Here is a 15522-nt window from a genome sequence, read left to right on the forward strand (position 1 = left end):
CATCGGGTGGTGAAAGCCGTCGCGAGCCAAGGAGTCAGAAATGGATCTCTTCCAGGGCAACACGCCAGACGATGCCGCGCCGCTCGCGTTTCGCATGCGTCCCCGCCGGCTCGAGGACTATGTAGGACAGCAGGCGCTGGTGGGCCCCGGAAAACCGCTGGCGCGCATGGCCGAGAGTGGCGTGGTGCGCTCGATGATCCTCTGGGGCCCCCCGGGAACCGGCAAGACCACCTTGGCCGAGATCCTTGCCGAGGTGTCCGGCGCCCATCTGGAACATTTATCGGCCGTGATGGCAGGCGTCAAGGAAATCCGTGCCGCCGTGGATCGGGCCCGGGACATGCAGGCCCGCCAGCGACCCACGCTGCTGTTCCTCGACGAGATCCATCGCCTCAACAAGAGCCAGCAGGATGCCCTGCTGCCCCATGTCGAGTCGGGGCTACTGACACTGATCGGCGCCACCACGGAAAACCCCTCTTTCGAGGTCAACTCGGCGCTGCTCTCGCGAGCACGCGTGCATGTGTTGAAGCCGCTCAGCGAAGAGGAGCTCGTGGAGGTGATGCGGCGAGCGCTGGCTGATGAGACGCGCGGGCTGGGCACCCGACAGATCCACGTGGACGAGGGGGTCCTCGCGCTGCTGGCCCGCGCCGCCGCCGGCGATGCCCGCCGCGCCCTGGGCCTGCTGGAGACCGCCAGTGACTTCACCGTGGCCGAGGACGACGGCGAACGCCTGCCTCGCCAGGCACTGGAAGACGTCATTGGCCACCAGGCCAGCGCCTTCGACAAGCAGGGCGACCATTTCTACGACCTGCTCTCGGCCATCCACAAGTCGGTACGCTCGTCGCGACCGGACGCCGCTCTGCTCTACATCGCCCGCTTCCTGCAGGGCGGTGGCGACCCGCTGAATGTGATCCGCCGTCTCGCGGCCATCGCCTCGGAGGACGTGGGCAATGCCGACCCACGCGCCCTGCCCCTGGTGATGTCGGCCTGGGACGCCTACCTGCGCCTGGGCGACTACGAGGGTCAGCGTGCCATCGCCCACGCCGCCATTCACCTGGCGGTGGCCCCCAAGAGCAACGCCATCGACCAGGCCTGGAAGCAGGCCAAGGCCTGCGTGGCGGAGCAGCCGCAGCTGGAGGTACCCGGCTATCTGCGCAACGCCCCGACCAAGCTGATGGAATCGCTGGGTCACGGCCAGGGCTACCGCTATGCGCACAACGAACCCCATGGCTATCCGGCCGGCAGTGCCCATGACTGCTGGCCCTCGGACCTGCCCCGCCAACGCTTTTATGCGCCCACCGAATACGGTCAGGAGAAGCGCTACGGCCAGCTGATGGACTGGCGGGAACAGCTCGATGCCGAGGCGGATGAGGGCGCGTAGCGCCGAACCACGAACCGAGAGCCGTAAGCCGTAAGCCGTAAGCCGTAAGCCGTAAGCCGTAAGCCAGAATATAGCCTGAATAGAATCGCCCCCGTGGCAGGACCATGAGGGCGATTCACTGACAGCTTAAAGCTTATGGCTGACAGCTCCCGGCGAAGCCGGGATCAGTACGTATCGCGGATCACGTCGGTACCCTCGGGAATCTCGAAGGTAAAGCGGCCGTCGTCCAGGGCTTCGTTCATGCGCACGTTGTCGAATTCGATGGCGGTACGCTGCCCGGTACTGTCGGTCATCTGCAGCAGGTCGAGCGCCTCGCCGCGGAAGGTCATCTGCAGTTCCTCGAACAGGGTATCGGGATCCTTGGGCACCAGGGTGAAGGTCTCGCTGGTGCCCTGCTGGCGACGGGTGACGTCGTAGCTGCCGGTCAGTTCATCGGCACTGCCGGAGAGCAGCAGGGCCGGCGTGTGGGTCACTCGCTGGTCCAGCGCCTGCACCGTGGCCTGCTCCAGGTCGGGGTCGTAGAGGGTGACCTCCTCACCCGCAGAAACCACCAGCTGCGAGTAGGGGGCGTCCACCTCCCAGCGGAACTTGCCGGGACGCGATAGCCACATGCGGCCGCTCGCTTGCTGCAGGCGCTGGCCGCTGCCATCGAGAATCTGCTGCTCGAAGTCCGCGACATAGGTCTGGAGTGGCTGGAGGATGTCCGCCAGGCGCTCGGCCCCCTCGCTGGCCAGGGCCGACATCGGCACGGCGAGGGTCATGGTCAGCGCGGCGAAGGTCTTCTTCACTGTCATCGTCTGTGTCTCCCTGGACGGGTCCATCATGGCATCCTGTCACTCGGACCCCGGACACCCCGGCGGGTTGCGCACTCGCCGGGGCTTCCATGATTGCTGCAAGGTTGGCGCGCGTCAGTCGCCCACCGGCGGCGGGGCCAGCACCTCACGGGCACCGTTGGTACCCATGGTGGAGACCACCCCGGCCATCTCCATGGACTCGACCAGTCGCGCGGCTCGGTTGTAGCCGATCTTGAAACGGCGCTGCACCGCCGAGATGGAGGCTCGGCGACTCTCGGTGACGAAGGCCACCGCCTCGTCGTAGAGTGCATCCTGTTCGGCGTCGTCGTCACCGCCGCCGTCGGCCTCCAGGCCCGTGAGAGCCTCGGCGGAGACGCCGCCGGAGAGGATCTCGTCGATGTACTCCGGTTCGCCGCGCCGCTTCAAGTCCTCGACCACTCGATGCACCTCGTCGTCGTCGACGAAGGCACCATGCACGCGAGTCGGCATGCCGGATCCGGCCGGCAGGTAGAGCATGTCACCGTGGCCCAGCAGGTTCTCGGCGCCGCCCTGATCGAGGATGGTGCGCGAGTCGACCCGCGACGAGACCTGGAAGGCCATGCGGGTGGGGATATTGGCCTTGATCAGGCCGGTGACCACGTCCACGGAGGGGCGCTGGGTGGCCAGAATCAGGTGGATGCCGGCGGCGCGAGCCTTCTGGGCCAGCCGCGCGATCAGCTCCTCGACCTTCTTGCCGACGATCATGAACATGTCGGCGAACTCGTCGATCACCACCACGATGTAGGGCAGCTTCTCGAGCACCGGCGGCGACTGGTGCATCTCCCAGGGCTGGGGCTCCCAGAGCGGGTCGGCCACCTGGGCGCCGGCCCGCTCGGCCTCGTCGAGCTTGCCGTTGAAGCCGGCGATATTGCGCACACCCATCGATGCCATCAGCTTGTAGCGTCGCTCCATCTCGGCCACGCACCAGCGCAAGGCATTGGCCGCCTCCTTCATGTCGGTGACCACCGGTGCCAGCAGGTGCGGGATACCGTCGTAGACCGACAGTTCCAGCATCTTGGGGTCGACCATGATCATGCGCACCTCGTCGGGTGTCGCCTTGAGCAGCATGGAGATCAGCATGGCGTTGACCCCCACCGACTTGCCCGAACCGGTGGTACCCGCCACCAGCAGGTGAGGCATCTTGCCAAGGTTGGCCACCACCGGGCCGCCGCCGATGTCCTGGCCCAGCGCCAGGGTCAGCGCCGAGGCCTCGTGCTGGTAGCGGTCGGAGTCAATCACCTCGCGCAGGCGGATCATGGCGCGATGCGGGTTGGGAATCTCGATGCCCACCGTCGGCCGGCCGGGAATCACTTCCACCACGCGCACGCTCTTGACCATCAGCGAACGCGCCAGGTCCTTGGCCAGGTTGCTGATCTTGGAGACCTTCACGCCGGCCGCCGGCTTGATTTCGAAGCGGGTGATCACCGGGCCGGGCCAGGTATCGACCACCTCGGCCTTGACCCCGTACTCGCGCAGTCGCGTCTCGAGGAGCTCGGCCATCTCGGCCAGCTGCTGCTCGGAGTAGTTGCGCTGCTGGGCCTGGGGGGGCGTCAACAGCCGCAGGCTGGGCAGTTCGCCGTCAGGCTCGGGCAGCTCGTCGAGCACCGGCCGTTGGTTCTGCAGGTGCTCCACGGTCCACAGTGCCGGCCCCTCGGGGTCGTCAGCCGCCTCGCGCCCCTGCTCGGCAGAGGCTAGCTGCGGCTCGGTTTCCGGCGAGGGCGCCGGTGAGGGCTCCGGGGGAGCGACGCCCGGGTCACGGCGGCCAGCCGCTGTCTGGCTGTCTGCTGCGCTGTCTTCGCGCTGCGGAGTCCAGGCCGGTTGCGGCGCGTCCGAGTCGTCGCGCTCTTGCTCGTCACCCTCTTGCGGGTCGACCCGCCCCGGCTCGAGACGCTGACCCACATGAACCGGCGAGTGCCGCGAGATATCCGGCGTGGCCGGTGCGGGCGTCGTCGGCTCGGCGGCTTGGCGAGAGGGCTCCTCCGCCTCGGCGCTGCCGCTGGACGCCTCGACAGATGCCTCGAGGCCTGAATCATCCCGACGCGCGCGCAGCGCCGGACCGTGCCAGGCCGGAACGTCCTCCTCGTCATCGGGCAGCACCGGCTCGGGCACCGTCTCAGGAACCCGGCGTGCCTTGCCCCTTTCGCTGTCTGTCTGCCCGGAAGGCGCAGGGTTGTCGAGTACGGAAGACGCGGCATGATCAGCGTCCGGCGCCGCCTCGCGAGAGGCCGTGGGCGCCATGGCATCAGCCGTGCTGTCCTCGCTGCCGGGCGGGGAAGCGGCCACCCTGGCGTCTCCCGGCGGGTCGATCGTAACCCGCGGCTCCACGGCCTCGTGTGAGGCACGGGCAGTGTAGGCCGCCTCGGGCTGCTTGGCCGAAGGCGTGCGTTCGGGCACTTCCCAGGGAATGTCGGTCTCGCCGTCATTGCCGAAACCGGGGTCGCGACGCGAGATACCGTCGGCGGCCAGCACCGGCTCCGCCTCGCGATACTGCTCTCTGCCGCGACGCTGCCACCAGCGCGACCGGCGCTCGGCCTCGGGCGGGGCCTCGTCGCTCCCCCGCTCACTGGCCTGTATGTCCGGGCGCTCGCTTCGCTCCCCCGCCCGGTCGCTTCGCTGCTCGGCGCGCCGTTCGCGCACCAGGCCGAAACGGTCGACCACCCAGCGCCACAGCAGCAGGCTGCGATGGCCCAGTTCATCCATCACCGTCAGCCAGGAAAGCCCGGTGAACAGGGGAAAACCACAGAGCATGGCGGCTACCGCCAGCAGGCCGGTACCGCCCGCCCCCACCAGCGGCAGCAGGGCACCGACCAGGCCCTCCCCGAGTATCCCGCCCGTGGAGTAGGGCAAGGGACCCTCGGGGTGGTAGAAGTGCAGCGCCCCCAGGGTGGTGGAGCCCAGCAGCAGCAGCACCAGCCCCCCACAGCGCACCGCCAGGGCGGTGGCATCCCACTCGAAGCGCACCTGGCGTGAGCGGATCAGCCACCAGGCCGCAAAGCCGAGCATGCCGGGCCACCACAGGGCGCTGACGCCGAACAGCGAATAGAGCACATCGGCAAGCCAGGCCCCAATCGCCCCCATCCAGTTGGCAACCTCGGTCTCGGGCCCGCTACTTGACCAGCCGGGGTCATCAGCGCGAAAGCTGTAGAGCGCCAGCAGCAGGAACACACACGCCGCCAGCAGCACGATCACCACACCCTCGCGTGCCGCCCCCTGCAGCCGCAGGCCGAAGCGCTTGGCCGTATCCCTGGCATTCGCCGCCGTCACTCGACGTGACGAGGTCCTCTTATTGACACTCAAGCGGCCGTCCTCCTTGCGCCAACATGGCGTCTTGCCGGTTTCATTGCGATCAATCATACCGAGCAAGTGCTCACCATCACAGGGGCCTGCATGCCTTGAGCCCTCCCGCGCCGCACGGCAGACTGGGCGGGTCGTCAACGAGGAAGACGCTGCGCATGCTCCCCTGGCTCCCCGACCGCCCCGTGAGCTTTCCGCCCGTCACGTCGGCTCTGCGTGACCCCGACGGCTTGCTCGCCGCCGGCGGGGCCCTGACCCCCGACTGGCTGCTGGCCGCCTATCGCCGCGGCATCTTCCCCTGGTTCAGCGATGACCAACCCGTGCTCTGGTGGAGCCCTGACCCGCGCATGGTGCTATTTCCGGACGAGATCCGGGTCCGGCGCAGCCTCGCCAAGCGACTGCGCAACGGCGGTTTTCGGGTCACCGCGAACACCGCCTTCGAACGGGTGGTGGCGGCATGTGCGGCGCCACGCGACGGTCAACCCGGCACCTGGATTACGGCCGAGATGCAGGCGGCCTATACACGCCTGCATCGACGTGGCGCGGCGCATTCCGTGGAAGTGTGGCGAGCCGACGAGCTGGCCGGTGGCCTGTACGGCGTGGCCATGGGACCGGTGTTCTTCGGCGAATCGATGTTCTCGCGGCAAACGGATGCCTCGAAAGTGGCCCTGGTGCACCTGGCACGGGTCATGCAGGCCGGCGGAGGCCGGCTGATCGACTGCCAGATGCATACCGGCCACTTGGCCAGCCTGGGGGCTCGGGACATCGCCCGGAGCGAGTTCATCGGCTATCTTGAACAGTGGCTGGGCAACACATGCAGTGACCAGGGAGAGACGCTTCAAGAGGTCCCGACACCGACCTGGTCATTTGATGCAATCGACACCAGTGCATCACCGAATCAGAGGAGATGGCAGTCTTGAGCAGCAACGCCCCCCGGCAGCCGGTCAGGGACCTGCGCTTCTTCCTGACCGTGCCTCATGCCTGCAGCTACCTGGAAGGCCGCGAGGCGACCACCCTGTTCCTCGACCCCCAGGAGTCACCGGGCCAGGGGGTCTACGATGCGCTGGCGCTGCTTGGCTTCCGTCGCAGCGGTCGCCACCTGTATCGCCCCCACTGCGATGCCTGCAACGCCTGTATTTCGGTGCGCATTCCAGTGGCTGAGTTCGCGCCGAGTCGCACCCAGCGCAAGCTCGTCAACCGCAATGCTGACCTCACGCTGCAAGTGCGTCCAGCGCTCTTCGATGCCGAACACTATGCGCTGTATGCCCACTACGTCCGCACCCGTCACGCCGATGGCGACATGTACCCCCCCAGCCACGAGCAGTACCGCACCTTCCTGACCCTCGATCAGGACTATGCCCGGCTGCTGGAGTTTCGACTCGATGGCCGGCTGGTGGCCGTCTCGGCATTCGACCAGCTCGAACACGGCCTCTCGGCCATCTATACCTTCTTTGATCCAGACCCGGAACTGGAGCGTCGCTCGCTGGGCACCTTTGCCGTGCTCTCGCTCGTCCAGCGTGCCCTTGACCAGGGGCTGCCCCATGTCTATCTGGGCTACTGGATTCGCGAGTGCCGCAAGATGAACTACAAGCACTCCTTCCGGCCACTGGAGATGCTCGACGGCCGCCACTGGCGGCGCATGATTGCCCTGTAAGGGCGCCAGAGGTCGGGTTCCTTTGCCTTGACGAGCGGCATGCGGCACAATATCGCGCTATCCTGTCGGCACGGGCTGAGAAGCCGTGAGAGTGTGCCGCTTTCTTTCGTCATCATCAGCGAGGAATCGCCTATATGGCACGTGAAGACCATATCGAAATGGAAGGCGTCGTCGTCGATACCCTTCCCAATACCATGTTCCGCGTCGAGCTGGAGAACGGCCACGTGGTCACCGCCCATATTTCGGGCAAGATGCGCAAGCACTACATCCGCATCCTTACTGGCGACAAGGTCAAGGTCGAGCTGACCCCCTACGACCTGTCCAAGGGCCGCATCGTCTACCGCGCCCGCTGAGCCCAGGCCGGGCACGCCGCAACGCCTGCCCCCGCGCCAGAGCGCCAGACCATTCCGCGTCCGCCGCTTTCTCCGCCGCAAGGCCCGAACGAACAACGCCCCGTCCGCAGACAGGGCGCTGTGTGCCGGTGGGGACCTGAGCCCCGTCAAGGGGCGTCGGCCAGCTCCGATTCCGTGGAAAGCTGAAGCTCGCCATCTTCCACGCTGACGTGGACCACGCCACCGTGCTCGGACAATTCGCCGAACAGGATCAGCTCGGCCAGCGGCTTCTTGAGCTTCTCCTGGATCAGGCGGGCCATCGGACGTGCGCCCATGTCGGGATCGTAGCCCTTCTCGGCCAGCCAGTCCCGGGCGTCCTCGTCGACATCGAGCTGAACCCGCTTCTCGTCGAGCTGCGCCTGAAGCTCGATCAGGAACTTGTCCACCACGTTGCGAACCACCGAGGTCGGCAGCGCATGGAACTGGATGATGCCGTCCAGGCGATTGCGGAACTCCGGTGAGAAGGTCTTGCGGATCACTTCCATGGCATCAGTCGAGTGGTCCTGGGTCTGGAAGCCGATGGAGCGCCGCGTGGCCTGCTCGACCCCGGCGTTGGAGGTCATGATCAGGATCACGTGACGGAAATCCGCCTCGCGGCCGTTGTTATCGGTCAGGCGACCGTGATCCATGACCTGCAGCAGCAGGTTGAAGACCTCGGGATGCGCCTTCTCGATCTCGTCAAGCAGCAGCACGCAGTGGGGCTGCTTGGTGATCGCCTCGGTCAGCAGACCGCCCTGGTCATAGCCGACATACCCCGGGGGGGCGCCGATCAACCGCGAGACGGTGTGACGCTCCATGTATTCCGACATGTCGAAGCGCACCAGCTCGATGCCCATGATATGCGACAGCTGCCGGGCCACCTCGGTCTTGCCCACCCCCGTGGGACCGGCGAACAGGAAACTGCCTACCGGCTTGTCCGGGGACTTGAGGCCGGCCCGCGAGAGCTTGATCGCCGCGGCGAGGCTGTCGATGGCCTCGTCCTGACCGAACACCAGCATCTTGAGGTCGCGGTCGATGTTGGCCAGCAGCTTGCGATCGGAACTGGAGACGCTCTTCGGCGGAATCCGCGCGATGGAGGCCACCACCGCCTCGACCTGGTCCACATCGATGGTATCGACGCGCACCTCGGGCGGCAGCAGCCGCTGGTGAGCGCCCGCCTCATCGATCACGTCGATCGCCTTGTCGGGCAGATGGCGGTCGTTGATGTAGCGATCCGACAGCCGTGCGGCACTCTCCAGGGCCGCATCGGTGTACTTCAGCTGGTGATGCTCCTCGAAGCGCGAGCGCAGCCCCTTGAGGATGCGCGTGGTGTCCTCCACCGAGGGCGCCATGACGTCGACCTTCTGGAACCGCCGCGCCAGGGCACGATCCTTCTCGAAGATGCCACGATATTCCTGGAAGGTGGTCGAGCCGATGCAGCGCAGCTCGCCGGAGGAGAGCAGCGGCTTGAGCAGGTTGGAGGCATCCATCACCCCGCCGGAAGCGGCGCCGGCACCAATCACGGTGTGAATCTCGTCGATGAACAGGACGGCATTGGGCTGCTTGCGCAGCTCGGCCAGCAGGTTCTTGAGGCGCTTCTCGAAGTCGCCGCGATACTTGGTACCGGCCAGCAGGGCGCCCATGTCCAGGGAGTAGACCACGGCATCGCTGATGACCTCGGGCACGTCCTCCTCAACGACGCGCTTGGCCAGCCCTTCGGCGATGGCGGTCTTGCCCACCCCGGCTTCGCCGACCAGCAGCGGATTGTTCTTGCGCCGGCGGGCGAGAATCTGCACCACGCGCTCGAGTTCGTGATCGCGGCCGATCAGCGGATCGATCTTGCCCAGCCGGGCCTGCTCGTTGAGGTTGGAGGCGTAGCTGGTCAGCGGATTGGAACCGGTCTCGGCTCCCCCTTCCTCGGCTTCCTCGGACTCGGAAGAGGGCGACGACTGGCTCTGACCGTGACCCGCGACCTTGGAGATGCCATGGGCGATGTAGTTGACAGCGTCGACCCGGGCAACATTCTGCTGCTTGAGAAAGTAGACCGCCTGGCTCTCCTGCTCGGAGAAGATCGCCACCAGCACATTGGCCCCGGTGACCTCGCTCTTGCCGGAGGACTGAACATGGAAGACGGCGCGCTGCAGCACGCGCTGAAAGCCGAGTGTCGGTTGGGTCTCCCGGTCGGACTGATCCTCAGGAATCAGCGGGGTGGTGGAATTGATGAAATCCTGCAGGTCGGACCGAAGCTTGTCGAGATTGGCCCCGCAGGCACGCAGCACGTCGGCCGCCGAGGCGTTGTCAAGCAACGCCAGCAGCAGGTGCTCTACGGTCATGAACTCGTGGCGCTTGGAGCGGGCCACGGTAAAAGCCGTGTTAAGGGTCAGTTCAAGTTCTTTACTCAGCATGGCAGTCCCCTTCTCGCCGCCCAGGGCTTCGTGTCGGATCATTCATGGTCCGGCATCATCAACATCGGGTACAAACGGTGGCGTTGCAAGTCTGCCTTCAACGCAGGACCGTCGCTGCCCCTCTTCGACCATGCCGCTCAGTCAGCCGCCTCGATATCACACAGCAGCGGGTGCTGACACTCTCTTGCATATTGATTGACCTGATGGCTTTTGGTTTCAGCGATATCGCGGGTAAAGACACCACAGGTGGCCTTTCCCCGAGTGTGCACGGTCAACATCACCTGCACCGCCGTCTCGCTGTCCATGTGGAAGAAGGTCTGCAACACCTCCACCACAAACTCCATGGGGGTGAAGTCATCGTTGTGCAACACCACCTTGTACATCGGCGGCGTCGCCAGCTCAGGCTTGGCGGATTGTACCGCCAGGTCATCGTCGTCTTCCTCGGGACCGGGGGGGCGAGTCATGCCTCCCTGGGGGGACATCATGGCCATTCGCCACGCCACCTCATCGTCTCTATTGAACATAAGAGCCACTATCCATCTCGACAAGCCGGTGTCCGTCCATCATCTCAACCGTGATTGGACGCCACCGCGCCGTCAGGGTTCACCGCCGGGGTCAGATACGGGCGCCTCAACGCAAGAGGCCCCCACCCGCCGAGTGGCGGACGGGGGCCCCGGGTCCGACGCCGCGGGTTACATGTTGTCGGCGACGGCCTGACCGAACTCGGAGCACTTGAGAAGCTTGGCATCGTCCATCTGACGATGGAAGTCGTAGGTGACCTCACCCTTGGAGATCGCCTTCTCCATGCCCTTGAGCACCAGGTCGGCCGCCTCGACCCACCCCATGTGGCGCAGCATCATTTCCGCCGAGAGGATCAGCGACCCAGGGTTGACCTTGTCCTGGCCGGCGTACTTCGGCGCGGTGCCGTGGGTGGCCTCGAACATCGCCACGGCGTCGGACAGGTTGGCGCCGGGCGCGATACCGATACCACCCACTTCGGCCGCCAAGGCGTCGGAGAGGTAATCACCGTTGAGGTTCAAGGTGGCAATGACGTCGTACTCGGCCGGACGCAGCAGGATCTGCTGCAGCATGGCGTCGGCGATGACGTCCTTGATGACGATTTCCTTGCCGGTCTTGGGATTCTTCATGGTCATCCAGGGGCCGCCGTCGAGCAGCTCGGCACCGAACTCCTCCTTGGCGAGCTCGTAGCCCCAGTCCTTGAAGGACCCCTCGGTGAACTTCATGATGTTGCCCTTGTGCACCAGGGTCAGCGACTCGCGGTCGTTGTCGATGGTGTACTGCAGGGCCTGGCGCACCAGGCGCTTGGTACCCTCGACGGAGACGGGCTTGACGCCGATGCCGCAGTTCTCGGGGAAACGAATGTTCTGGACACCCATCTCCTCGCGCAGAAACTTGATGACCTTGTCGGCCTCCGGGGTACCGGCCTTCCACTCGATGCCGGCATAGATATCCTCGGAGTTCTCGCGGAAGATGACCATGTCCACATCGCCCGGCTTCTTGACCGGGCTCGGCACGCCCTCGAACCAGCGCACCGGACGCTGACAGACATAAAGATCGAGCTTCTGGCGCAGGGCGACGTTCAAGGAACGGATACCGCCACCTACCGGCGTGGTCAGCGGTCCCTTGATGGAGACGACATAGTCCTTGACGGCCTCCAGGGTCTCTTCCGGGAGCCAGGTGTCGGCGTCATAGACCTGAGTGGCCTTCTCGCCGGCGTAGACTTCCATCCAGTGGATCTTGCGCTCGCCGTTGTAGGCCTTCTGCACGGCAGCGTCGATGGCGATCATCATCGCCGGCGTGACGTCGATACCGATACCATCGCCTTCGATATACGGAATGACCGGCTCGTTCGGCACGTTCAGGCTATCATCGGCATTGACGGTGATCTTCTCGCCGCCCTCGGGCAGGACGATTTTCTGAAAGCCCATTGAGAACTCCCCTGTCTGTTCAGTGGAGGGCGGAGTATAGCATTCGCCCACCGGATCGGAGTAGGCTTGGGGCCATATTTGTCGACAATCTTGATAGACTTGTCCACCTCCCCCAGGGCGCCCGCGCATGGCACCCCATTCCCTACCAACGCTGTCACTAGAGGATCCACGCCCCATGCCCCAAACCCCGAAGATTATCTACACCTTTACCGACGAAGCGCCGGCGCTGGCGACCCACTCGCTGTTACCGATCATCGACGCCTTCACCGACGCTGCCGGGATCGACGTGGAAACCCGCGACATCTCCCTGGCGGCTCGGATTCTCTCGCTGTTTCCCGACTACCTGGCAGAAGACCAGCGCGTCGAGGATCATCTGGCCGAATTGGGCGCCCTGGCCAAGACGCCGGAAGCCAACATCATCAAGCTGCCCAACATCAGCGCGTCCATGCCGCAGCTTCATGAGGCTATCAAGGAGTTGCAGGGACAGGGCTACCCCGTGCCGGACTACCCGTACGAGCCGAAGAGCGACGAGGAGAAGGACGTCCAGGCGCGCTACAACAAGGTCAAGGGGAGTGCCGTCAACCCGGTGCTGCGTGAAGGGAACTCCGACCGCCGTGCGCCCAAGGCGGTCAAGGCATACGCCCGCAAGTACCCGCATCACATGGGCGAGTGGAGCCAGGCCTCGCGCAGCCACGTCTCGCACATGCACGGCGGCGACTTCTACCACGGCGAGAAGTCGATGACCCTGGATCGCCCCCGCAAGGTGAAGATGGAGCTGATCCCCGAGAGCGGCCAGGCACACGTGCTCAAGCCCGAGGTCTCGCTGCAGGAGGGCGAGGTCGTCGACAGCATGTTCATGAGCAAGAAGGCGCTCCTCGAGTTCTACGAGCGGGAAATCGAGGATGCGCGCAAGACCGGCGTGATGTTCTCCCTGCACGTCAAGGCGACGATGATGAAGGTCTCGCACCCGATCGTGTTCGGCCACTGCGTGAAGATCTTCTACAAGGATGCCTTCGAGAAGCACGGTGCGCTGTTCGATGAGTTGGGAGTCGACGTCAACAACGGCATGGCGAACCTGTACGAGAAGATCGACACGCTGCCCGAGACCCAGCGTGAGGAGGTCATCCGCGACCTGCACGCCTGCCATGACCAGCGACCGGAACTGGCCATGGTCGACTCGGCACGCGGCATCACCAACTTCCACTCGCCCAGCGATGTGATCGTGGACGCCTCGATGCCCGCGATGATTCGTGCCGGCGGCAAGATGTACGGCGCCGACGGCCGCCTCAAGGACGTCAAGGCGGTGATGCCGGAGTCGACCTTCGCCCGCATCTACCAGGAGATGATCAACTTCTGCAAGTGGAATGGCGCCTTCGACCCGGCCACCATGGGCACCGTGCCCAACGTCGGCCTGATGGCCCAGAAGGCCGAGGAGTATGGCTCCCACGACAAGACCTTCGAGGCCCCGGAAGCGGGTATCGCCAACATCACCGACCTGGAGACCGGCGAGGTGCTGCTCACCCAGACCGTCGAGGAGGGCGATATCTGGCGGATGTGCCAGGTCAAGGATGCACCCATCCGCGACTGGGTGAAGCTGGCGGTGGCGCGCTGCCGCGACTCCGGCATGCCGGCCGTGTTCTGGCTCGACCCCTACCGCCCGCACGAGAATGAGCTGATCAAGAAGGTCAGGGCCTACCTCGCCGAGCACGACACCGAGGGGCTCGACATCCAGATCATGTCCCAGGTCCGGGCCATGCGCTACACCCTCGAGCGCGTCGTTCGCGGCCTCGACACCATCTCGGTGACCGGCAACATCCTGCGCGACTATCTCACCGACCTGTTTCCGATCCTGGAGCTGGGCACCAGCGCCAAGATGCTCTCCATCGTGCCCCTCATGGCCGGTGGCGGCATGTTCGAGACCGGGGCCGGCGGCTCAGCGCCCAAGCACGTACAGCAGCTCCTCGAGGAGAACCACCTGCGCTGGGACAGCCTCGGCGAGTTCCTCGCCATGGGGGCCTCCCTGGAGCATCTCGCCAAGCAGTTCGGCAACGCCCGCGCGACCCTGCTGGCGGATGCGCTGGACAAGGCCACCGGTGAGTTCCTCGAGCACAACAAGTCGCCCTCCCGCAAGGCGGGCGAGCTGGACAACCGCGGCAGCCACTTCTATCTCGCTCTCTATTGGGCCCAGGCTCTGGCGGACCAGGACGAGGATGCCGAACTCAAGAAACTCTTCACACGCCTGGCCGAGACGTTGACGGCCAAGGAAGCGATCATTCTCGAGGAGCTGAACGGCGTGCAGGGACAGCCGGTGGACATCGGAGGGTACTACCATGCCGACCCTGAGCTGGCACGTGCCGTCATGCGCCCCAGCAAGACCCTGAACGACGCCCTGGCGCTGGTCGCCCAGGACTGACGATCACCCCGAGGCGACCTGCCGCCCACTACGGGCGGCCCTTTCGGCTCCCGTCCGCCCCTTGGCGGAGGGGAGTCGTTGCGTTATGGCATCGGGCGTTGATTGGCTCCAGGCACTCGGTATAGTGGAAGAACACGATGAACCTTTACCTGCTGCACAAGCCCTACCGCATGCTTTCCCAGTTCACCGACCGCACGCCACCGGACGGTGGGCCGCGTGCGACGCTGGGCGACGTCATCGATGTCCCCGACATCTACCCGGCGGGTCGACTCGACCATGACTCCGAGGGACTGCTGCTGCTCAGCGACGACGGCGAACTGATCCATCGCATCAGCGACCCTCGCCACAAGCAGCAAAAGACCTACCGCGTGCAGGTTGAGGGCGAGCCCAGCGAAGCCGCCCTGCGGGCACTCCGCGATGGGGTCATGCTCAAGGATGGCAGGACCCGGCCGGCGAAGGTGCGACGCCTGGCGTCGAGCGAGCTGCCCGAACGTAACCCACCCCTGGACACGAAGCGCCACCCGTGCACCCGCTGGTTGGAGCTGACCATCACCGAGGGACGCAACCGCCAGGTCCGGCGCATGACCGCCCACGTCGGACACCCCACCCTGAGACTGGTCCGCGTGGCCATTGGCCCCTGGACGCTGGAAGGCCTGGCCCCGGGTGAGTGGCGCCGCGAGACCCTTCATGCCCCGCGCAAGCCACCGACAGGCGCGCGCCGGGCCCGAGCAAGAGGAGGCCGCCGATGAGCCGCTGGCAGCCCTACATCAGCGTCGCCACCGTGGTCGAGCGGGCCGGCCGTTTCCTGATGGTCGAGGAGGAGCGCGGCAGATCCGTGACGCTATTCAACCAGCCGGCCGGCCACCTGGAGCCCGGTGAGCGGATCAAGGAAGCCGCCCTGCGCGAGCTGCGCGAAGAGACCGCCTGGCAGGTGGGCATCACCGACTATCTGGGCATGTACGTCTACCACACGCCGGATGGCCTGACCTTTCACAGTCACGGCTTCTTCGGCATGGCGCTGGCGCATCTGGGCAACGAGCTGGACCCGGCCATCCTCGCCGTGCACTGGCTGACCCTGGAGGAACTCGAGGCGCTGGACCGCGAAGGCCGTCTGCGCAGCCCGCTGGTGCTGCGGCGCGTCCGCGATGCCCTGGCGAGTCGCTTCTATCCCATGGACGTGATTCACGAGCGCTGAGGGGCAAGGGGCAAGCCCGTGGGTTTCCTT

12 protein-coding genes are annotated in these 15522 nt (G+C 65.6%); 7 read left to right on the top strand and 5 right to left on the bottom strand.

Translation table 11 applies throughout. The features are described 5' to 3' along the window. Positions 1 to 40: 40 nt before the first annotated feature. Positions 41 to 1378 carry a replication-associated recombination protein A gene (locus FHR95_RS03275; protein WP_183313316.1) on the top strand — a complete coding sequence of 446 codons (1338 nt, stop codon included), beginning with the start codon at positions 41 to 43 and terminating at the stop codon, positions 1376 to 1378. A gap of 164 nt (positions 1379 to 1542) precedes the next feature. On the opposite strand, the gene lolA is transcribed toward FHR95_RS03275, so the two are convergent. Together lolA and FHR95_RS03285 are read right to left on the bottom strand one after the other, a co-directional pair. Next, a complete protein-coding gene (gene lolA / locus FHR95_RS03280; RefSeq protein ID WP_183313317.1) occupies positions 1543 to 2172 on the bottom strand; it encodes an outer membrane lipoprotein periplasmic chaperone LolA in 630 nt (209 codons plus the stop codon). Positions 2173 to 2286: 114 nt separating this feature from the next. Beyond that, positions 2287 to 5508 (bottom strand): DNA translocase FtsK 4TM domain-containing protein, encoded by a 3222-nt coding sequence (locus tag FHR95_RS03285; protein WP_246378334.1) that lies wholly within the window; start codon positions 5506 to 5508, stop codon positions 2287 to 2289. Between the two features lie 155 nt (positions 5509 to 5663). Here FHR95_RS03285 and aat point away from each other — a divergent pair, with 155 nt between their 5' ends. From aat to infA, 3 genes are all read left to right on the top strand, one after another. Next, positions 5664 to 6425 carry a leucyl/phenylalanyl-tRNA--protein transferase gene (gene aat / locus FHR95_RS03290; protein ID WP_183313319.1) on the top strand — a complete coding sequence of 254 codons (762 nt, stop codon included), beginning with the start codon at positions 5664 to 5666 and terminating at the stop codon, positions 6423 to 6425. Next, a complete protein-coding gene (locus FHR95_RS03295; RefSeq protein ID WP_183313320.1) occupies positions 6422 to 7159 on the top strand; it encodes an arginyltransferase in 738 nt (245 codons plus the stop codon). The genes aat and FHR95_RS03295 overlap by 4 nt, the downstream gene beginning before the upstream one ends. A gap of 134 nt (positions 7160 to 7293) precedes the next feature. After that, on the top strand, positions 7294 to 7512 hold the full coding sequence (gene infA / locus FHR95_RS03300) for a translation initiation factor IF-1 (RefSeq protein WP_040185975.1): 219 nt from the start codon (positions 7294 to 7296) through the stop codon (positions 7510 to 7512). A gap of 146 nt (positions 7513 to 7658) precedes the next feature. Here infA and clpA read toward each other — a convergent pair whose 3' ends face one another. From clpA to icd, 3 genes are all read right to left on the bottom strand, one after another. Beyond that, complete coding sequence (gene clpA, locus FHR95_RS03305; RefSeq protein WP_040185994.1) at positions 7659 to 9935, bottom strand: ATP-dependent Clp protease ATP-binding subunit ClpA; 2277 nt, start codon at positions 9933 to 9935, stop codon at positions 7659 to 7661. A gap of 137 nt (positions 9936 to 10072) precedes the next feature. After that, a complete protein-coding gene (clpS, locus tag FHR95_RS03310) occupies positions 10073 to 10399 on the bottom strand; it encodes an ATP-dependent Clp protease adapter ClpS (RefSeq protein WP_040185992.1) in 327 nt (108 codons plus the stop codon). Between the two features lie 228 nt (positions 10400 to 10627). Next, entirely contained in the window at positions 10628 to 11884 is a 1257-nt protein-coding gene (gene icd / locus FHR95_RS03315; RefSeq protein ID WP_040185974.1) for an NADP-dependent isocitrate dehydrogenase, read from the bottom strand. Between the two features lie 175 nt (positions 11885 to 12059). On the opposite strand from icd, the gene FHR95_RS03320 reads away from it, so the two are divergent. The 3 genes from FHR95_RS03320 (at position 12060) to FHR95_RS03330 (ending at position 15492) form a co-directional block, all read left to right on the top strand. Then, positions 12060 to 14297, top strand: coding sequence for an NADP-dependent isocitrate dehydrogenase (locus FHR95_RS03320; protein ID WP_183313321.1), 2238 nt, complete (start codon positions 12060 to 12062; stop codon positions 14295 to 14297). Positions 14298 to 14434: 137 nt separating this feature from the next. Further along, the gene (locus tag FHR95_RS03325; protein WP_183313322.1) at positions 14435 to 15046 is read left to right on the top strand and encodes a pseudouridine synthase; all 612 of its coding nucleotides are present in this window, start codon (positions 14435 to 14437) and stop codon (positions 15044 to 15046) included. Next, positions 15043 to 15492 carry an NUDIX domain-containing protein gene (locus FHR95_RS03330; RefSeq protein WP_183313323.1) on the top strand — a complete coding sequence of 150 codons (450 nt, stop codon included), beginning with the start codon at positions 15043 to 15045 and terminating at the stop codon, positions 15490 to 15492. The genes FHR95_RS03325 and FHR95_RS03330 overlap by 4 nt, the downstream gene beginning before the upstream one ends. The last annotated feature ends 30 nt before the right edge of the window (positions 15493 to 15522 follow it).

The sequence above is a fragment of the Halomonas fontilapidosi genome, from assembly GCF_014192285.1.
GTDB lineage: Bacteria > Pseudomonadota > Gammaproteobacteria > Pseudomonadales > Halomonadaceae > Halomonas > Halomonas fontilapidosi.